Source organism: Dickeya lacustris (assembly GCF_029635795.1).
GTDB classification, from domain to species: domain Bacteria; phylum Pseudomonadota; class Gammaproteobacteria; order Enterobacterales; family Enterobacteriaceae; genus Dickeya; species Dickeya lacustris.
This window is the reverse complement of the sequence record NZ_CP114280.1, coordinates 2,610,884-2,630,672: the sequence shown is the minus strand read 5'-3', so window position 1 is coordinate 2,630,672 and position 19,789 is coordinate 2,610,884. Positions and strand designations below refer to the sequence as shown.

At 54.7% G+C, this 19,789-nt stretch carries 19 protein-coding genes; 12 read left to right on the top strand and 7 right to left on the bottom strand.

From position 1 onward, the window contains the following. The first annotated feature begins 187 nt into the window (after nt 1–187). Nucleotides 188–1,117, top strand: coding sequence for a ribonuclease Z (gene rnz / locus O1Q98_RS11930; protein ID WP_125261292.1), 930 nt, complete (start codon nt 188–190; stop codon nt 1,115–1,117). Between the two features lie 23 nt (nt 1,118–1,140). On the opposite strand, the gene O1Q98_RS11925 is transcribed toward rnz, so the two are convergent. Continuing rightward, entirely contained in the window at nt 1,141–1,983 is an 843-nt protein-coding gene (locus O1Q98_RS11925; RefSeq protein ID WP_125261291.1) for a 23S rRNA (adenine(2030)-N(6))-methyltransferase RlmJ, read from the bottom strand. A gap of 165 nt (nt 1,984–2,148) precedes the next feature. On the opposite strand from O1Q98_RS11925, the gene O1Q98_RS11920 reads away from it, so the two are divergent. The 3 genes from O1Q98_RS11920 to rsmJ all read left to right on the top strand — a co-directional run bounded on the left by O1Q98_RS11920 (nt 2,149) and on the right by rsmJ (nt 5,390). Further along, complete coding sequence (locus tag O1Q98_RS11920) at nt 2,149–2,433, top strand: DUF2623 family protein (protein WP_125261290.1); 285 nt, start codon at nt 2,149–2,151, stop codon at nt 2,431–2,433. 165 nt (nt 2,434–2,598) lie between these two features. Further along, nucleotides 2,599–4,641 (top strand): oligopeptidase A, encoded by a 2,043-nt coding sequence (prlC, locus tag O1Q98_RS11915; RefSeq protein ID WP_125261289.1) that lies wholly within the window; start codon nt 2,599–2,601, stop codon nt 4,639–4,641. Beyond that, nucleotides 4,638–5,390 (top strand): 16S rRNA (guanine(1516)-N(2))-methyltransferase RsmJ, encoded by a 753-nt coding sequence (gene rsmJ / locus O1Q98_RS11910; protein ID WP_125261288.1) that lies wholly within the window; start codon nt 4,638–4,640, stop codon nt 5,388–5,390. The genes prlC and rsmJ overlap by 4 nt, the downstream gene beginning before the upstream one ends. Here the strand turns inward: rsmJ and O1Q98_RS11905 are convergent. Next, on the bottom strand, nt 5,380–5,565 hold the full coding sequence (locus tag O1Q98_RS11905) for a hypothetical protein (RefSeq protein WP_278141682.1): 186 nt from the start codon (nt 5,563–5,565) through the stop codon (nt 5,380–5,382). The genes rsmJ and O1Q98_RS11905 overlap by 11 nt on opposite strands. A 27-nt stretch (nt 5,566–5,592) precedes the next feature. On the opposite strand from O1Q98_RS11905, the gene O1Q98_RS11900 reads away from it, so the two are divergent. The 3 genes from O1Q98_RS11900 (at nt 5,593) to O1Q98_RS11890 (ending at nt 7,731) form a co-directional block, all read left to right on the top strand. Next, a complete protein-coding gene (locus O1Q98_RS11900; protein ID WP_125261287.1) occupies nt 5,593–6,780 on the top strand; it encodes an MFS transporter in 1,188 nt (395 codons plus the stop codon). Between the two features lie 89 nt (nt 6,781–6,869). After that, nucleotides 6,870–7,325, top strand: a complete 456-nt coding sequence (locus O1Q98_RS11895) for a GNAT family N-acetyltransferase (RefSeq protein ID WP_125261286.1) — start codon at nt 6,870–6,872, stop codon at nt 7,323–7,325. Next, nucleotides 7,303–7,731, top strand: a complete 429-nt coding sequence (locus tag O1Q98_RS11890) for a GNAT family N-acetyltransferase (protein ID WP_125261285.1) — start codon at nt 7,303–7,305, stop codon at nt 7,729–7,731. The genes O1Q98_RS11895 and O1Q98_RS11890 overlap by 23 nt, the downstream gene beginning before the upstream one ends. Before the next feature lie 214 nt (nt 7,732–7,945). Here the strand turns inward: O1Q98_RS11890 and gyrB are convergent, their stop codons facing one another. The 4 genes from gyrB to dnaA all read right to left on the bottom strand — a co-directional run bounded on the left by gyrB (nt 7,946) and on the right by dnaA (nt 14,164). After that, complete coding sequence (gene gyrB, locus O1Q98_RS11885) at nt 7,946–10,435, bottom strand: DNA topoisomerase (ATP-hydrolyzing) subunit B (RefSeq protein WP_125261284.1); 2,490 nt, start codon at nt 10,433–10,435, stop codon at nt 7,946–7,948. Nucleotides 10,436–10,452: 17 nt separating this feature from the next. Further along, complete coding sequence (recF, locus tag O1Q98_RS11880; protein ID WP_125261283.1) at nt 10,453–11,538, bottom strand: DNA replication/repair protein RecF; 1,086 nt, start codon at nt 11,536–11,538, stop codon at nt 10,453–10,455. A gap of 132 nt (nt 11,539–11,670) precedes the next feature. Further along, nucleotides 11,671–12,771 (bottom strand): DNA polymerase III subunit beta, encoded by a 1,101-nt coding sequence (dnaN, locus tag O1Q98_RS11875; protein ID WP_125261282.1) that lies wholly within the window; start codon nt 12,769–12,771, stop codon nt 11,671–11,673. 4 nt (nt 12,772–12,775) lie between these two features. Beyond that, on the bottom strand, nt 12,776–14,164 hold the full coding sequence (gene dnaA / locus O1Q98_RS11870) for a chromosomal replication initiator protein DnaA (RefSeq protein ID WP_205744296.1): 1,389 nt from the start codon (nt 14,162–14,164) through the stop codon (nt 12,776–12,778). Nucleotides 14,165–14,854: 690 nt separating this feature from the next. Between dnaA and rpmH the strand changes: the two genes are divergently transcribed. The 5 genes from rpmH to mnmE all read left to right on the top strand — a co-directional run bounded on the left by rpmH (nt 14,855) and on the right by mnmE (nt 18,714). Continuing rightward, on the top strand, nt 14,855–14,995 hold the full coding sequence (gene rpmH, locus O1Q98_RS11865) for a 50S ribosomal protein L34 (RefSeq protein ID WP_000831330.1): 141 nt from the start codon (nt 14,855–14,857) through the stop codon (nt 14,993–14,995). A gap of 18 nt (nt 14,996–15,013) precedes the next feature. After that, nucleotides 15,014–15,373 (top strand): ribonuclease P protein component, encoded by a 360-nt coding sequence (gene rnpA / locus O1Q98_RS11860; RefSeq protein WP_125261281.1) that lies wholly within the window; start codon nt 15,014–15,016, stop codon nt 15,371–15,373. Further along, complete coding sequence (yidD, locus tag O1Q98_RS11855; protein ID WP_125261280.1) at nt 15,337–15,594, top strand: membrane protein insertion efficiency factor YidD; 258 nt, start codon at nt 15,337–15,339, stop codon at nt 15,592–15,594. Before rnpA ends, yidD begins: the two co-directional genes overlap by 37 nt. A 2-nt stretch (nt 15,595–15,596) precedes the next feature. Beyond that, nucleotides 15,597–17,228 (top strand): membrane protein insertase YidC, encoded by a 1,632-nt coding sequence (gene yidC, locus O1Q98_RS11850; RefSeq protein ID WP_125261279.1) that lies wholly within the window; start codon nt 15,597–15,599, stop codon nt 17,226–17,228. Nucleotides 17,229–17,349: 121 nt separating this feature from the next. Next, a complete protein-coding gene (mnmE, locus tag O1Q98_RS11845) occupies nt 17,350–18,714 on the top strand; it encodes a tRNA uridine-5-carboxymethylaminomethyl(34) synthesis GTPase MnmE (protein WP_125261278.1) in 1,365 nt (454 codons plus the stop codon). 260 nt (nt 18,715–18,974) lie between these two features. Here the strand turns inward: mnmE and O1Q98_RS11840 are convergent, their stop codons facing one another. Further along, complete coding sequence (locus O1Q98_RS11840; protein ID WP_125261277.1) at nt 18,975–19,757, bottom strand: SDR family NAD(P)-dependent oxidoreductase; 783 nt, start codon at nt 19,755–19,757, stop codon at nt 18,975–18,977. Nucleotides 19,758–19,789: the final 32 nt, after the last annotated feature.

The following is a 19,789-nucleotide window of genomic DNA, read 5'->3' as shown; positions in this document are numbered from 1 at the left end:
GTCATCGGCATCCGGCAAATCCCTATCGCGCCCCGCTCTATTGCGCTAAACAATTGCGCTAAACAATTGCGTTAAACAACAGCCGGTGATTGTATGAAGAAACGAATAGCGGCTCGCGACGGTTTTGAAAATCGGTGCAATAGGTAAAATGCGCCACCCCATTATCGCCTCAGTGCGGGAGTAAGGCATGGAACTGATTTTTCTCGGCACCAATGCCGGTGTGCCAACCCAAACGCGCAACGTCAGTAGTCTCGCGCTTGATTTGCACGGCATCCGGCCTGCGTTTTGGTTGTTTGATTGCGGCGAAGGCACCCAGCACCAAATTTTGCGCACCCCGGTCAAACCGGGCAAGCTGGAGAAAATCTTCATCACCCACCTGCACGGCGACCACATTTTCGGCTTGCCGGGCCTGTTGTGCTCGCGCGCGATGGGCGGTATCGACACGCCGCTCACGCTCTACGGGCCATGCGGGTTAAAAGCCTTTGTCGAGCAGGCGCTGACCCTCAGCGGTTCCTATCTGACTTATCCGCTCAATATCATCGAGCTGGATGTCAAAGAGGGGGAATCGGCGCGGGTCTGTGAGGATGAACGCTTACAGGTCACGGCCTGTGTTCTCTCCCACACCCTGTATTGCCTGGGCTACCGTATTGAAGAACGCCCCAAACCGGGGCCGCTGAATGTGGCGAAACTGGCAGCCGACGGCGTAAAACCCGGCGTCTGGTTTCAGCATCTCAGGCGCGGCGAAACCGTCACGCTGGATGACGGTCGGGTGCTGAACGGCTGGGATTATGTCGGCCCCGCCACACCGGGTAAGTCATTGGCTATCTTCGGCGACACTCGCCCTACGCCTGCGGCAGGCCTGCTCGCGGCAGGCGTGGATGTGATGGTTCATGAAGCGACGCTGGAAGGAGCCATGGCCGAGCGTGCCAGCGAACGCGGCCACTCCACCACGTTACAAGCCGCCGCCGCCGCACGGGATGCCGGGGCCAAACGGCTCATCATCACCCATTTCAGCGCCCGCTACGGGCAGGCAGACCTGGCGCGGTTACGTCAGGAATGCCAGACGGTGTTTGCCGCCACCGAGGTGGCAAGCGACTTTGCCACCTTCCGGGTGTAATCCCGGCGCGCGGTGATGACGTATTACTCCGGCACCACCCATTCTACACGGGTGTGGCCGGTGCCTGCGGGCACCAGCACCTTGTGCAGCCACGGCAACACGCGCTTCATCTGGGCTTCCAGCATCCAGGGCGGGTTAATCACAATCATGCCGGAGGCGGTCATACCGTGGCGATCGCTGTCTGGCAGCACCGCCAGCTCAATTTGTAAAATACGGCGAATCCCGGTGGCCTCAAGGTCTTTGAGCAACCGCTTAATGTGCTGGCGTAATACCACCGGATACCACAGTGCATACACGCCGGTGGCAAAGCGGCGGTAGCCTTCCTGAATCCCTTTGACCACGTCCTGATAATCCGTTTTCAGCTCATAAGGCGGGTCTATCAGCACCAGTCCACGGCGCGAGAGCGGCGGCAACTGGGCTTTTAACTGCTGGTAGCCATCTTCACGCACCACGCGCGCCCGGCTATCGCGGGCAAACTCCTGACGCAACAGCGGAAAGTCGCTAGGGTGCAGCTCGGTGAGATGAATTTTATCCTGCTCGCGCAACAGTTGGCGGGCAATCAGCGGGGAACCGGGGTAATAGCGCAACCGGTCGCCTGAATTGTAAGAACGCACCACATCCAGGTAAGGTTCCAGCTCGGCGGGAATATCATCCCGCTGCCAGAGCCGCCCGATCCCCTCAAGATACTCGCCGGTGCGCTCGGCATGCTCGCTTTGTAGCTGATAACGGCCTGCGCCGGAGTGCGTATCCAGATACAGGAACGGTTTTTCCTTCTCTTTCAACGCAGTAATAATCAAACTCAGGACGGTGTGTTTCAGCACATCGGCATGATTGCCGGCATGAAAACTGTGGCGGTAACTCAGCATAAGGGTCGGTTTTCCGAAAAGAAAAAGCATCAAGAGAAAAATATCAGACGCCACAGTATAAACGCTTCGACACAAAATCGCCCGCCGCGATCGCGCTGCCTCTGCCATTTCTCATCGACTTGGTTATATAATTAAATACATAACGGTAGACACAGGCAGGGCAACATGAAAAATCACTTTGGCGATGGCATTCTGGCCGGGCTGAATGCACCGGCGCCACTCTCTGATAGCGACATTCGGCATTACTGTGATGATTACCGGCGCGGCTATCTCTGTGGCTATGCCCATCAGCTCGCCACGCAGCACGGCAGACAACAGGCGGCATTTAAAGCCGGGCAGCTGTGCCGCCGCTACGGACTCATGCGTGATATCGTGGCGGAGTTCTTCACTGACATCACCAATCCATCGTTAGTCGGCTGGTTTTATGCCGGCTATGACCAGCGCGGTTAAGCGCCTGACACCGGCTGGCCTTTTCCCGTCGGTTTATCTTTTTTTGCGGCGAGCCTGACCCGGCTGTGCGCCCAGCCATTGATTTTCCGTTTGTTACCCCTCATGTTAAGTCACAATAACGTCCTTTCTTATTATTCAACTTATTCAACCATTCAGGACTGCGCCATGACCAATCCATTACTGTCCTCTTTTACCCTGCCCCCGTTTTCCCAGCTTAAAATCGAGCACATCCTTCCTGCGGTGCAACAGGCGTTGGACGTCTGCCGTCAAACCGTTGAGCAGGTCGTGGCCCAGAGCGGCCCGTTTACCTGGGATAACCTGTGCCAGCCGCTGGCAGAAAGTGATGACAGGTTGGGGCGAATTTTTTCTCCGGTGAGCCATCTGAACTCTGTCCAAAATAGCCCGGAACTGCGCAGCGCCTATGAGCAGTGCCTGCCGCTGCTATCAGAGTACGGCACATGGGTTGGCCAACATGCCGGGTTATACCGCGCGTATCGCAGCCTGCGCGACGGCGAGCACTATGCCGCGCTCAGTCTGGAGCAGAAAAAAGCGGTCGAGAACGCGCTGCGCGATTTCGAGCTGTCAGGCATCGGGTTAGCGCCGGAGCAGCAAAAACGCTACGGTGAAATTGTCGCCCGCCTGTCGGAACTGGGCTCGCAGTTCAGTAACAACGTGCTTGATGCCACCATGGGCTGGAGCAAGCTGGTCACGGACGTGACGGAGCTCGACGGCCTGCCGGAGAGTGCGCTGGCCGCCGCCAGTGCGCTGGCTGAAGCCAAAGAGCTGCAAGGCTGGCTGCTGACGCTGGATATCCCAAGCTATCTGCCGGTGATGACCTATTGCGCGAATCAGGCGCTGCGTGAAGAGCTGTACCGCGCTTACGTCACCCGTGCTTCTGAACAAGGGCCGAATGCCGGTCAATGGGATAACAGCGCCATCATGGAAGAATTGCTGGCGTTGCGTCACGAACTGGCGCAACTGCTGGGTTTTGACAGCTTTGCCGACAAATCGCTGGCGACAAAAATGGCGGAAAACCCGCAGCAGGTGCTGGATTTCCTGACTGACCTGGCCAAACGCGCTCGCCCGCAGGCCGAGCAGGAACTGGAACAACTGCGCGCGTTTGCTAAAGCGAATTTTGGCGTCGAACAGCTCAACCCGTGGGATATCACCTACTACGCCGAGCAGCAGAAACAACATCTGTACTCGATTAGCGATGAACAGTTGCGCCCCTATTTCCCGGAACCGCGCGTGCTGGAAGGGCTGTTCGAGGTGGTGAAACGCATTTACGGTATTCACGCCAAAGAGCGCCAGGACGTTGACGTCTGGCACCCGGAAACACGCTTCTTTGACCTGTTTGATGAAAGCGGCGCGCTGCTGGGCAGTTTCTACCTCGATCTGTACGCCCGTGAGCACAAGCGTGGCGGTGCCTGGATGGATGAATGCGTCAGCCGTCTGCGCAACGCCAACGGCGAGCTGCAAAAACCGGTGGCGTATCTGACCTGTAATTTCAACCGCCCGCTCAATGGCAAACCGGCGCTGTTCACGCACGACGAAGTTATCACGCTGTTCCATGAGTTCGGCCACGGCCTGCACCACATGCTAACGCGCGTTGAAACCGCCGGTGTCGCCGGTGTCAATGGCGTACCCTGGGATGCCGTCGAACTGCCAAGCCAGTTTATGGAGAACTGGTGCTGGGAGCCGGATGCGCTGGCATTTATTTCCGGCCATTACGAAACCGGCGAACCGCTGCCGCAGGACATGCTCGATAAGATGCTGGCAGCGAAAAACTACCAGGCGGCGATGTTTATTTTACGCCAGCTGGAGTTTGGCCTGTTCGATTTCCGCCTGCACGCTGGTTATGACCCGGCCAAAGGCGCACGCGTGCTGGAAACGCTGGCGGACGTCAAAGCGCAAGTCTCGGTGATTAAAAGCCCGGAATGGAACCGCTTCCCGCACTCGTTCAGCCATATTTTTGCCGGTGGTTACGCGGCAGGTTACTACAGTTACCTGTGGGCCGATGTGCTGGCAGCCGATGCGTTTTCACGTTTCGAAGAAGAAGGCATCTTCAACCGTGAGACCGGGCTGTCGTTTTTGGACAACATCCTGTCACGGGGCGGTTCGGAGCAGCCGATGGAACTGTTCAAACGCTTCCGTGGCCGCGAGCCGCAGTTGGATGCGATGCTGAAACACTACGGCATTCAGGGATGAAAATTGGTTTACTGACCGAAGCCGGTGCCGCACCCGAGGCGCTGGCGCAACTGGCGCAGCGCTGGGGGCTGGAAAACGACGACCATGCGGCGCTGGCGCTGGTGCTCACCCCGGAGCGGCTGGAATTACGTAAATGCGATGAACCGAAGCTCGGCGCTATCTGCGTGGATTTTGTTTCTGGCGCGATGGCGCACCGCCGCCGCTTCGGCGGTGGCCGGGGCGAGGCGGTAGCCAAAGCCGTCGGCATCAAAAAAGACTATCTGCCCGACGTGGTGGATGCCACCGCCGGTCTGGGGCGCGATGCGTTCGTGCTGGCCGCACTCGGTTGCCGGGTGCGCATGGTGGAACGCCACCCGGTTGTCGCCGCGTTGCTGGATGACGGCTTAGAGCGCGCCTATCAAGACCCGGAGATCGGCGGCTGGCTGCGCGAGCGCCTGACGCTGCTACACGCCTCCAGCCTCGATGCGCTCAGTGCCATTACGCCGCCGCCGGATGTGGTCTACCTTGACCCGATGTTTCCCCACCGCCAGAAAAGCGCGCTGGTGAAAAAGGAGATGCGGGTGTTTCAGTCGCTGGTGGGTGCCGACGATGACGCCGACGCCCTGCTGGAACCGGCCCGCCGCCTGGCCAAAAAACGGGTGGTGGTCAAACGCCCGGATTACGCGCCGCCGCTCGCTGGCATTCCTGCACAGTCAGCGCTGGCAACCAAAAGCCACCGGTTCGATTTTTACCTGCCGCTCAACCCGTAATCTTGCCCACTGACTGCGGATGCGAGCAGAAGCAGTCAGCGATTTTTTGCTGGCTTTCTGCTGGCTTTTTCCCCTCATCAGCACCATCACCCTCGGCCATGTTGCCGGTATAAAGATAGACGGCTAACCGTTGTGGCGATATGTTAACCTTAATTGCTGACTTCGCCTTGCGCATCCGCGCAGCCAATCGATAAAAATAACCATGACAATAAAAAAGCTACCGCTACTGGCACAAGTCTCCGCTGCCCACTGGGTCAGCCATTTCCACATGATGGTGCTACCGGCGCTGATGCCGCTGATTTCCGCACAGCGTGGCATCAGTTACGTGGAAATCGGGGTGGCACTCGGCGTATTCAACATTGTCTCGGCACTGGTGCAAACGCCGATTGGCTTTGCCGTTGACCGTATCGGCCCACGCCGCACGTTGATAGCCGGGCTGACGCTAGGCAGTCTGAGCTTTTTGTCGCTCGGCTTTTTTACCAGCTACAGCTGGATGCTTGCAGCCATGGCGCTGGCTGGGCTTGCCAACGCGGTCTATCACCCCTCGGATTACGCCTTGCTCTCACGCGGCATTGCTGAAAACCGCATGGGCCGCGCCTTCTCGGTGCATACTTTTTCCGGTTTTCTCGGCACCGCCGTCGCGCCAGCCATTTTGCTGACCGTCGCCGCCCTCACCCGTATTGAGTTCGCGCTGGTTTTATCCGGCCTGCTCGGGCTGCTGACCGTACCGATGTTGCTCGGCGAACACGAGGCCTTGCCTGCCGCCAGCGCGCACGACAAAAAGACCGCTGCGCCAAAGGTCGCGGTATTTACCCTGCCTATCTTGTCGCTGCTGGTGCTGTTTATGCTGCTCAACCTGAGCACTAACTCGATTCAAAACTTCTCGGTGACAGCGCTGGTGAACGGTTACGGCATGCCGCTGACCGAAGCCAACCTGGCGCTGACAGCGTTTTTGTTTACCAGCGCATTCGGCGTACTGGCGGGTGGCTCTCTGGCGGATAAAACCCGGCATCACGGGCTGGTCGCTACCGGTTCGCTGGTGGTGACAGCGGTGCTGGTCGCCATCGTCGCCGCCGTTACCCTGCCGTCACTGATGACCACGCTGATTCTGGGTGTGGCAGGCTTTCTCTCCGGCATAATCGCCCCGTCGCGGGATATGCTGGTTCGCGCGGTATCACCGGCAGGCGCGGAAGGGCGCGTCTTTGGCATCGTCACCACCGGCTTTAACATCGGCGGCGCGGGTGGCCCGGTGGTCTTCGGCTGGCTGCTGGATCAAGGCCATCCGTCTGCCATTTTCTGGTCAGCGGTTATCTTTATGGTGATTACGGCGCTAATGGCGTTGGCGCAGGAGTGGCGTGGAACAAAAACCCTAATTGCACAGCCAAAATAGTGCCTGGCGGTTCAGCTATCTGCCAAAAACCGCATCCAGTTATCTATACAAAGAAATTTTTTCATTAAATAACAAATGGGTAGGTGAAAATGTATCACATCCGTGAGGCAAATATTGATGATGCTGAAACAATAACCAGGCTTCTTGATGGGCTTGGTTATCCTGACACAAGTAGATTCATTATGGACAAGATCTCATTGTTGATTAACCACCCCGATGGAAGACTGCTGGTATTTGTTGAAGAGGGAATAGTAAAGGGTGTTATTTCTTTACATTTTATTCCTCAGCTTGCTCTACCCGGCGATTTTTGTCGCATAAGTTATTTCGCCGTTGACTCTGCGGATAGAGGAAAAGGTGTCGGTAAAACGCTAGAAGAATATGCAATAAAGATCGCTACGGAAAGAGGATGCGATCGCGTAGAAGTTCACTGTCATTCACGCCGAACTGATGCTCACCGTTTTTATTACAGGCAGGGATATTCTGAATCACCCAAATATTTATTTAAGCTAATTAGGAAAAAAGATGACCATTATCAGAAAGGCTAAGGAAAGCGATACCTCTTCTTTGTGTGATCTTTTCTTACAACTTGGTTATAAGACACATCATGAAAAAATAAAAACCATGTTGAGAGAGGAAAATAAAGAAAGGTGCATAGTCATTGCTGAGAGTGAGCAGAAAATATGCGGGGCAATCGTCATTAACTTCATCCATCCTATTCATGAGGAAGGAAAATGGTGTGTCATCTCTGCATTGATTATTGATGAGTATCATCGTGGTAAAGGAATTGGCCATCAATTACTTGCGAAAGCAGAGCGTATTGCAATTAATGCAGGCTGCACACAAATCGAACTCTCCAGTAACGAGCGTAGAATTCAGGCGCATAAATTTTACCAAAATAATGGCTATAGCGAAGTGAGAAAGCGTTTTATGAAACTTATTATTACGCCCTGATGCACTGTAACCTATACATTTCTTACATGTGAAGATATCACCCAAATTAGCGCTATAACGGTAGAGTACAGAATTATCCGTCGCGCAATTCGCTCGCTTGCCGCCTTCCTGCAATTAGCATTATTTGGGGCATATCGTCTGAATCAAATACCATTCACACCGATGACGATGAAGACGTGATTTCACCAAAGGTGAAATCACGTAAACGCATTTATCAAATATCAATATTCGCCGCTTTCAGGGCGTTTTCTTCGATGAAGGCGCGGCGCGGTTCAACGGCGTCACCCATCAGGGTGGTGAACAGCTCGTCGGCAGCGATGGCGTCTTTTACCGTCACACGCAGCATACGGCGGCTTTCCGGGTCCATGGTGGTTTCCCACAGCTGTTCCGGGTTCATCTCACCCAGCCCTTTATAGCGCTGAATCGCCAGACCACGGCGCGACTCTTTCACCAGCCACTCCAGTGCCTGCTCGAAGCTGGCGACCGGTTGTTTGCGCTCGCCGCGTTCAATAAACGCACCCTCTTCGATAAGGCCGCGCAGCTTCTCACCCAACTGATTGATTTTGCGATATTCATTGCCCGCAAAAAAACCAGCACTTAACAGATAATCCGTATCCACACCGTGAGTTCTTACACGTATGACCGGCTCGAGATACTGCTGATTTAGCGGATGGACTTTTCCTGATGCAACTTCAGGGGAGTAACAGGCTTTAGCCATCTGCATCGGCGATGTAGTCAGATTAGAATTTAACTTGTAATTCCATGTACTACCGTGAGCCTCATTCTCGTTCAGAGTATTAACTAAATTAGATACCCAAGAAACGATAAACTCTTTATTACTCAGATTAGGCTCCGTCAGTGACGACTGATAAATCAGCGCATTAAGCAGCGCACGCGGATAGCGACGCTCCATCCGGTCGATCAGTTTCTGCACGCTGTAGTGCTCGGCCACCAGTTTTTCCAGCGGCTCGCCCGCCAGTGCCGGAGCATGCGCATTGGTATGCAGCGTGGCACCATCCAGCGCCAGCGCTATCTGGTACTGATCCATCGCTTCATCATCTTTGATGTACTGCTCCTGCTTGCCTTTTTTCACTTTGTAGAGCGGCGGCTGGGCGATAAATACATGGCCGCGCTCAACAATTTCCGGCATCTGGCGATAGAAGAAGGTCAACAACAGCGTGCGGATGTGCGAACCATCCACGTCGGCATCGGTCATGATGATGATATTGTGATAACGCAGTTTGTCCGGGTTGTACTCATCGCGGCCAATGCCGCAGCCCAGCGCGGTAATCAGCGTCGCCACTTCTTGTGAAGAGAGCATCTTGTCGAAGCGGGCTTTCTCCACGTTCAGAATCTTACCTTTCAGCGGCAGAATCGCCTGGTTCTTACGGTTACGCCCCTGTTTGGCAGAGCCGCCCGCCGAGTCCCCTTCCACCAGGTAGAGTTCAGATAACGCCGGGTCGCGCTCCTGACAATCCGCCAGCTTGCCCGGCAGACCAGCCAGATCCAGCGCACCTTTGCGACGCGTCATCTCGCGCGCTTTACGCGCGGCTTCACGGGCGCGGGCGGCGTCGATGATTTTGCCAACCACGATTTTGGCGTCGCTGGGGTTTTCCATCAGGTAATCCACCAGACGGTCATTCATCAGCGATTCCACCGCCGATTTCACCTCGGAAGAGACCAGCTTATCTTTGGTCTGGGACGAGAATTTCGGGTCTGGCACTTTCACGGAGACAACCGCAATCAGCCCTTCGCGCGCGTCGTCACCAGTGGCGCTGACTTTGGCTTTCTTGCTGTAGCCTTCTTTATCCATGTAGTTATTCAGCGTGCGGGTCATAGCCGCACGGAAACCGGCCAGGTGAGTACCGCCGTCACGCTGCGGGATGTTATTGGTAAAGCAGTAGATATTTTCCTGGAAACCGTCGTTCCACTGCATCGCAATTTCTACGCCAATCTCGTCTTTTTCGGCGCTGAAATAGAACACCTGCGGGTGAATCGGCGTTTTGTTGCGGTTCAGGTATTCCACGAACGCTTTAATACCGCCTTCGTAATGGAAATGGTCGGCCTTGTTCTCTTCACGCTCATCGCGCAGGCGGATAGACACGCCAGAGTTGAGGAACGACAGCTCACGCAGGCGTTTGGCCAGAATGTCATATTCAAACTCGACCACATTGGTGAAGGTTTCCAGACTCGGCCAGAAACGCACCGTAGTGCCGGTGGTGTCAGCATCGCCGGTCACGCTCAACGGTGCCTGCGGCTCGCCATGACGGTAAAGCTGTTGGTGAATTTTACCTTCGCGGCGAATCACCAGCTCCAGCTTCTCAGACAACGCATTCACCACCGACACCCCGACCCCGTGCAGACCGCCGGAGACTTTATAGGAGTTGTCGTCAAACTTACCGCCCGCATGCAGCACCGTCATGATGACTTCGGCAGCAGACACGCCCTCTTCTTCATGAATACCGGTCGGGATACCACGGCCATCATCCTGCACCGACACCGAATTATCGGCATGGATGGTGACGACAATGTCTTTACAGTAGCCAGCGAGCGCTTCGTCGATAGCGTTGTCCACCACCTCGAATACCATGTGATGCAGACCGGTTCCGTCATCCGTGTCACCGATATACATCCCCGGGCGTTTACGAACCGCATCCAGCCCTTTTAATACCTTGATACTTGAGGAGTCATAAGAATTCGACATCAACGTTTCTCGCTCATTTAGTCCTGTGATTGAACGGTTATTTTACCTTGTTCCACGCGGAACAGCTTGCCCTTTTCACCCGCCATGTCAGCAATCTGCCCGGCGGTAATGGCGCTGACAAACACCTGCGCCTGCGTCGCTTTCAGGCGCTCGGCCAGCAGGCGGCGGCGGGTGCTATCCAGCTCGGAGGCAAAATCATCTATCAGATATAAGCACTTCAGCCCATTTTGCCGCGTCAGAAATTCGCCTTGCGCCAGGCGGAGCGCGCACATCAGCAGCTTAAGCTGCCCGCGCGAGAGCATGTCCTCTACCGCCACGCCACCGGCGCGAATGCGAAAATCGGCCTTGTGCGGCCCGAGCGCGGTATAACCAAGCTGCCTGTCGCGCTCAAAATGGCGCACCAGCAGTTCGCCATACTCACTCTCTTTGTCCCAGCCACGCTGAAACGAGAAGTTGAGAGTAAACTCGGGTAAAAACTGCGCGCAGGTGGAGGCAATGTCCGCCGCAATCGCCGCGCTGTACTGCGCCCGCCATTGGCTAATACGCTCGGCCAGCGGCACCAGTTCCAGATCCCAGGCCCGCAGTTGACCATAATGACTGACCTGACGCAGGGCGGCATTACGCTGGCGCAACAACCGTTTTAAGTTGCTCCAGGCGGAAAAAAAACCGGGCTCGTTGTGAAAACAGCCCCAGTCAAGAAAGGCGCGCCGGTACTTCGGGCCGCCATTAAGCAGGGTGAAACCTTCCGGGGTAATCAGTTGAATCGGCAGCAGTTGCGCCAGCTCAGCAATTTTGTGGCCATCGCTGCCATCAATGCGCACCGTGCTGTCGCCATCGCGGTTTTTACTCAATCCCACCGAGCGCTCGCGCACTTCCCCTTCCAGTCTGGCGTGCAAAATAAATTCTGGCTGATCGTGGCGAATCACCCGGGCGGCCTGAATGCTGCGAAACGCGCGGCCATGCCCCAAGGTATAAATCGCCTCCAGCACGCTGGTCTTGCCGCTGCCATTGGCCCCGACCAGAAAATTGAAACCGGGAATAAGCGCCAGATCGGCGGATTCAATATTGCGAAAATTACGAATAAGCAGACGGGTCAACGCCATATCTCACCCCTTTTACCCGATGACCCTTGTGCCAGCATTGTTGCTATACCCGTTTCACGCCTTTGATAACGATAGATTTTATAAAAGCACGCCGCACCCAATGGCGCGGCGTGAGGTGCAGGGCCGTAAGCGCTACAGTCGCATCGGCATCACGACATAGGCCGCAGCCTGACTTGCAGCGTCTTCAATCTGGACGCTGGAAATGGAATCGGTCAGCAGCAGCCGCACGTCCTCGCATTTCAGCGCATTGAGCACATCCAGCACATAGCTAACGTTAAAACCGATCTCCATTTCGCTGCCGCTGTATTCCACATCCAAAATCTCTTCCGCTTCTTCCTGCTCCGGGTTATTCGCCGTAATACGCAGTTGATTCTGGTTTAAGTACAGACGCACGCCGCGAAACTTCTCGTTCGACAGAATCGCCGCGCGGGAGAACGCCTGACGCAACAAATCGCAGCTCGCCTCCAGCGTTTTATCGGGGTTTTTCGGCAGCACGCGGCGATAATCCGGGAAGCGGCCATCCACCAGCTTGGAGGTAAAGATAAAATCGCCGACATGGGCGCGAATATTGTTGCTGCCGATTTGCAGTTGCAGCGGTGTTTCACCGCCATCGAGCAGACGCACCAGTTCCATCACCCCTTTACGCGGCACGATCACCGAATGCGACGGCAGCGACTGCCCAACCGGCATCGCACACACCGCCAGACGGTGGCCGTCGGTGGAAACGGTGCGTAACTCCTCGCCGCCGGTTTCAAACAGCATGCCATTGAGGTAGTAACGCACATCCTGGTGCGCCATCGAAAACTGGGTGGCTTCAATCAGGCGCTTTAGCGTTGCCTGTGCCAGGGTGAATTCCACTTCGCTCTGCCAGTCATCCAGATTCGGGAAATCCGCTGCCGGTAGTGTCGATAACGAAAAACGGCTGCGCCCGGAGCGCACCAGCATCCGGTCGCCCTCCAGCGAAACGCTGATTTCCGCGCCGTCCGGCAAGCCCCGGCAAATGTCGAACAGCTTACGCGCCGGCACCGTCGTCGCGCCCGGCTCATGAGGCTGCGTCAGCGCCAGATGGGCCACCATTTCCATTTCCAGGTCAGTACCGGTCAACGACAAACGCCCTTCGCTCACCTGCAATAACAGGTTGCCGAGGATAGGCAATGTCGGCCGTCCGCCCAGCGGACTACTGACCTGTTGCAACGGTTTTAACAGATGCTCACGCTCAACGATAAATTTCATGATGTTATGACGATAATGTGCGGATTAAATTGGAAAAATCTTCTTTGATGTCGTGACTTTCTTCACGCAACTGCTCGATTTTACGACAAGCATGCAGCACGGTGGTGTGGTCACGGCCACCAAAAGCATCACCTATTTCAGGCAGGCTGTGGTTGGTCAGTTCTTTGGCCAGCGCCATTGCCATCTGGCGTGGGCGAGCCACTGAGCGCGAACGCCGCTTGGAAAGCAGATCAGCCACTTTGATTTTGTAATACTCGGCCACGGTTTTCTGGATATTGTCGATAGTGACCAGCTTTTCCTGAAGCGCCAGCAAATCACGCAGCGCTTCACGCACGAAATCAATGGTAATCGCCCGCCCGGTAAAATTGGCGTTCGCAATCACCCGATTCAGTGCGCCTTCCAGCTCACGCACATTGGAGCGCAGCCGCTTGGCAATAAAAAACGCCACTTCACCCGGCAGGCGAATGTCGTTCTCATCGGCCTTTTTCATCAAAATCGCCACGCGCGTTTCCAGTTCCGGCGGCTCAATGGCGACGGTTAACCCCCAGCCAAAACGGGATTTCAGGCGATCTTCCACGCCGTTTATCTCTTTCGGATAGCGATCGGATGTCAGGATGATTTGCTGATTGCCTTCCAGCAAGGCATTAAAGGTGTGGAAAAATTCTTCCTGCGAGCGCTCTTTGTTGGCAAAAAATTGAATATCATCAATTAATAACGCATCAACCGAACGGTAATAGCGTTTGAATTCTTCAATAGCGTTATTCTGCAACGCCTTGACCATATCCTGCACGAAACGCTCGGAATGCATGTACACCACTTTGGCATTCGGCTTGCGCGCAATAATGCCATTGCCCACCGCGTGCAACAGGTGCGTTTTACCCAGCCCGGTGCCGCCGTATAAAAACAGCGGATTGTAAGCGCCGCCGGGGTTATCGGCGACCTGCCGCGCTGCCGCACGCGCCAACTGGTTGGATTTACCTTCCACAAAGTTATCGAAGGTATGCTTGGGGTTAACATTCGAGCGATAGGTATGCTCGGCTGGCGCTACCGGCGTTTCCCAGCTGGGACGAACCGGCGAAGCCGTTCGGGCCTGCGGCGCAGGCGTTGTCGCACTGTGGTGGCCCGCAGGAGCAACGGCTGGCGTCATCGGTTTGCTGCCGACTTCAAAACGCAGCAATGGCGCATCCATGCCACAAAAGTCATTCAACAATCCATTGATATTATTAATATATTTATCGCGCACCCAATCCAGCACAAAACGGTTGGGGGCGTAAAGCGCCAGAGTGTTGTCACTCAGTTCCGCCTGCAACGGGCGTATCCACATACTGAATTCTGTGGCAGGTAACTCATCCTGCAAACGGGCAAGACACTGCTGCCAAAGCGAAAGTGACACGGCGGACTCCACTCGAACAAGATCAATCAAGAAAAGGAACAGATATTAGTTATGTAACTCATGGTTTTCTCAGGCACCCGGCTGCGCATGGATACGATTGCGCCGGGGTGCGCCGCGCTGAAAACGGCTTTGCCGTGCCGATCCCAACATCGGGATCGCTAGCGGGACGGCGGATCATAACCTAAACCACGCAAGAGATCTTCACTTTCTGCACAGTTTTGATCCTTTTTATCCACAGGCTTTGCTTATTATTATGTTATGCGTTATGGCGCGCACCCTGTGTCTGCCGCAGATTAGGTGCCTGATGAAATTCACAGCAAACAGCCCGGTTACTCACAATCACCGCTGGACAACGCGAAAGATACCAGCATAGACGCAATAATGACGATCGGTGGTGATGAGGATCATGATCCCGGCGACAGGATCACTGCGCGATCCTTGCGCTTTGATACAGAGTCCGTATAATTCCCGGCCTGCGCGTTACGCCTGTTTTCTGTGCTGGGCAGACAGAGAATCCGGTATCACCGGGAAGTTTCAGGCGGGTAAAACGTGGATGTTAATTGACTCGGGACTGTACAATTATTACAATCCCGCCTCTTTATTATGCGATAGAGGCGTCGGTCACTTTTCACGCCGAGTAGCCAAACGCGTTTACTGTGAAGTCTTAATCAAGTTTAGGTAGAAATCGCCATGAAACGCACTTTCCAACCGTCCGTATTGAAGCGTAACCGTAGCCACGGTTTCCGTGCTCGTATGGCCACCAAAAATGGTCGTCAGGTTCTGGCCCGCCGTCGTGCGAAAGGCCGTGCTCGTCTGACTGTTTCCAAGTAATAAAAGCTAACCAACCGAGTGGTTACGCTCGCTTTTCCCAGGGAGTTACGTCTGTTAACTCCCAGCCATTTTTCTTACGTCTTCCAGCAGCCACAACGGGCCGGTACGCCGCAGATAACCATTCTCGGTCGCCCAAATACGCTGGGGCACCCTCGTATTGGTCTTACCGTCGCGAAAAAACACGTCAGACGGGCTCATGAACGCAACCGCATCAAGCGCCTGACGCGTGAAAGTTTTCGTCTGCACCAGCACGAATTGCCCGCGATGGATTTTATTGTCATCGCAAAAAAAGGGGTATCCGAGCTGGATAACCGTACACTCACGGAAGCGTTGGAAAAATTATGGCGTCGTCACCGTCGTTTGGTTCACGCCTGCTGATTGGCCTGATACGCGGGTATCAACGCTTTATCAGCCCACTACTTGGGCAGCACTGCCGCTTTTATCCGTCGTGCTCCCAATATGGCATTGAAGCAATACGGCGGTTTGGCATGATAAAAGGCTGTTGGTTGACGCTCAAACGCGTATTAAAATGCCACCCTTTGAACCCTGGTGGTGATGACCCCGTACCGCCAAAACCTGACAATAACAGAGAACATTAACGATGGATTCGCAACGCAATCTTTTTCTCATCGCTCTGCTATTCGTAACGTTCATGATCTGGCAGCAGTGGGAAACGGACAAAAATCCACCCGCAGCAACCCAGACCACGCAACAGGCGAATGGTGCTGTGAGCGATGCAGCCAACCAGGGCGTACCTGCCAGCGGTCAGGGTAAACTGATCACGGTGAAAACCGATGTGCTGTCGCTGAATATCAACACCCGTGGTGGCGATATTGAAGAAGCTGACCTGCTGGCTTACCCGGCAGAACTTGGCTCAGGCCAGCCGTTCAAGTTGCTGGAAACCACACCGGCATTTATCTATCAGGCACAAAGCGGTCTGACCGGTAAAAATGGCCCGGATAATCCGGCAAACGGTGCGCGCCCGCTGTATACCGCCTCTGCTGAGAGCTTTGCGCTGGCAGCCGGTCAGAACGAATTGCGTATCCCGCTGACCTATACCGATGCCAACGGCGTCACCTTCACCAAAACCTTTGTGCTTAAACGCGGTGAATATGCGCTCAACGTCGAGTACAGCGTCAACAACACCAGCGCGCAACCGCTGGAAGTAACGCTGTTTGGTCAGTTGAAACAGTCTATCGATTTGCCGTCACACCGTGACACCGGCAGCAATAACTTTGCCCTGCACACCTACCGTGGCGCGGCATTCTCTTCAGCGGAAGACAAATATCGCAAATACAGCTTCAGCGATATGAAAGAGAACCTGAACATCAATACTCAGGGTGGCTGGGTGGCAATGTTGCAGCAATACTTTGCGACCGCCTGGGTGCCGTCAACCGCTGGAAACCATACGTTCTACAGCGCCAATTTGGGCAATGGGTTAGCGGCTATCGGCTTTAAATCCGTACCGGTGAATGTACAACCCGGCAGCCAGCAAACGCTGAACGCCACTCTGTGGGTTGGCCCGGAGATTCAGGACAACATGGCTGCCGTGGCGCCGCATCTTGACCTGACCGTCGATTACGGCTGGCTGTGGTTCATCTCTCAGCCGCTGTTTAAGCTGCTGAAATTCCTGCATGGTTTTATCGGTAACTGGGGCTTCTCGATTATCGCCATTACCTTCATCGTGCGCGGCATCATGTACCCGCTGACTAAAGCGCAGTACACCTCGATGGCGAAAATGCGTATGTTGCAGCCCAAACTGCAAGCGATGCGTGAACGTATCGGCGATGACAAGCAGCGCATGAGTCAGGAAATGATGGCGCTGTACAAGGCCGAGAAAGTGAACCCGCTGGGTGGCTGCTTCCCGCTGGTTATCCAGATGCCTATCTTCCTGGCGTTGTACTACATGCTGATGGGTTCGGTGGAACTGCGTCACGCGCCGTTCGCGCTGTGGATTCATGACCTGTCGGCGCAAGACCCGTACTATGTGCTGCCTATCCTGATGGGCTTGACGATGTTCTTCATCCAGAAGATGTCGCCGACCACCGTCACCGACCCGATGCAGCAGAAGATAATGACCTACATGCCGGTCATCTTCACCGTGTTCTTCCTGTGGTTCCCGTCAGGTCTGGTGCTGTACTACATCGTCAGCAACCTGGTGACCATCGCCCAGCAGCAGTTGATTTATCGCGGGCTGGAAAAACGTGGTCTGCATAGCCGCGAGAAGAAATAACCGGTTGATTGCCCAATCAATCTCATTATGAGGCGGTCACTGACCGCCTTACTTTTTTTACCTTAAGACAACCCCGTAACCGCGCCTGAAAACAGGCGGGAATGCAGAGACAATAAATATCATGAATCATACCGATACCATCGTAGCCCAAGCCACTCCGCCGGGACGCGGCGGCGTAGGTATTCTGCGCATCTCCGGTCCACACGCAGCGGCAGTGGCGCAGGCGGTGCTGGGTAAATTGCCTAAACCGCGCTATGCCGACTATCTGCCGTTTCAGGACACCGATGGCAGCGTGCTCGATCAGGGCATTGCGCTGTGGTTTCCCGGCCCAAACTCTTTTACCGGCGAAGACGTGCTGGAACTGCAAGGGCACGGCGGCCCGGTTATTCTCGACTTACTGCTCAAGCGTGTGCTGGCGCTGCCGGGTGTGCGCATCGCTCGCCCCGGCGAGTTCTCTGAACGCGCCTTTTTGAACGACAAGCTCGATCTGGCGCAGGCCGAAGCGATTGCCGACTTGATTGACGCCAGCTCAGAACAGGCGGCGCGATCTGCGGTTAACTCGCTACAAGGGGTCTTTTCCACCCGCATTCATCAGCTAGTGGAAGCACTCACTCACCTGCGCATCTACGTAGAAGCAGCGATTGATTTCCCCGATGAAGAAATCGATTTTCTGAGCGATGGCAAAATCGAAACCATGCTCAATGCGGTGATAGACGACCTGGAAGGCGTACGTGGCGAAGCGCGGCAAGGCAGCCTGTTACGTGAAGGGATGAAAGTGGTGATTGCCGGTCGCCCCAACGCCGGTAAATCCAGCCTGCTCAATGCGCTGGCCGGGCGCGAGGCGGCTATTGTCACTGATATCGCCGGTACTACGCGCGATGTGCTGCGCGAGCACATTCACATTGACGGCATGCCGCTGCACATTATTGATACCGCCGGGCTGCGCGAAGCCAGCGATGAAGTGGAGCGAATCGGTATTGAGCGCGCCTGGCAGGAAATCGAACAGGCTGACCGGGTGCTGTTTATGGTCGATGGCACCACCACCGATGCGATTGCGCCTGCGGCTATCTGGCCGGAATTTATGGCCCGTCTGCCTGGCTCGTTGCCCGTGACCGTGGTGCGAAATAAAGCCGATATCACCGGTGAAACCTTCGGTATTGAAGAGGTGAAGACTTACTCACTTATCCGCCTGTCTGCGCGCACCGGCGAAGGTGTCGATACGCTGCGCCAGCACCTTAAGCAGAGTATGGGATTTATCAGCAACACCGAAGGCGGCTTCCTCGCGCGACGTCGCCACCTGCAAGCGCTGGAGCTGGCCGCCACGCATTTGCAACAAGGTCATGAACAGTTAGTCAGTGCTTACGCAGGCGAATTGCTAGCCGAAGAGTTACGGCTGGCACAACAGGCGTTAAGTGAAATCACCGGTGAATTCACCTCCGATGACCTGCTGGGGCGGATTTTCTCCAGTTTTTGTATTGGAAAGTAATGTAGAAAGACCAACATCCATGGTACTGGCCACATTGGCAAAGGTTTAGTTTTGGTCAAGGGCCAGTTAAGCGGATTCATGTTTAAACTCTGCGCTGATACGCTGAAATTTATCCTTTTCATTGGAGCACCGGTGTTGTTCTGAGGTAGGCATATCAACTCTATTCAGATGGAAAAATTCAATATGCCGCTACAGCCACCAGCACCAAGCTTGGTATTTCAGTCTCTTTTTGGGGCAATGAATCAATGGATTATCGCTACTTATGCCGTTTTATAGCGCACCGCCGCTTCTGACATTTTGATGTGAGAAAGCAATTCCTGTCGCGATTTATCGAGAGTCTCCCAGCTTGTATCATCGTGCAGAGGTGGAATAGTGACAAGCTCCCGGCGATCAAAACCAACCAGTGCAGCGTCGACAAGCTCATTCACTTCCATCATAGGGGAAGAGTTACTGATATCGATGCCAGCACGCTCCCAGATTTCGGTATACGTGCCGGCTGGCAGTAACGCTTGAATATAAACACCTTTTGATGACAACTCCTGATCCATACCTTGTGATAAGAACAGGACGAAAGCTTTGGTGGCACCATAAACTGTCATTTGGTATTCGGGAGCCAAGCCAACAACAGAGGAGACATTGACAATAGCGCCTTTACCTTCTTTAACAAGGCGTGGCGTTACCGCATTAGCCAGTCTGGTTAACGCAGTAATGTTAAGCGCAATCAGTTTGCCGATTGAGTCAGGTGTCTGTTCAACGAATTTACCCGTCTGAGCAATGCCGGCGTTATTAATCAGTGTATCGATACGTGCATCTTCTTGAAGGCGTTTTTCAACACGCTCAAGGTCACGGGATTGAGTCAAATCGGCGGGCAACACATCGACATTAACGCCGTAGTCTTGACGTAAACGGGCGGCAAGGGTTTCAAGCTTTGCTTGATCACGGGCAACGATGACTAAATCGTGACCACGACGGGCAAAGCGATCAGCATAGATAGCGCCAATTCCAGTAGAGGCGCCTGTGATAAGGACTGTAGAAGCGGTCATAATGTTTTTACTCAATAAATAGTGGTATAGAA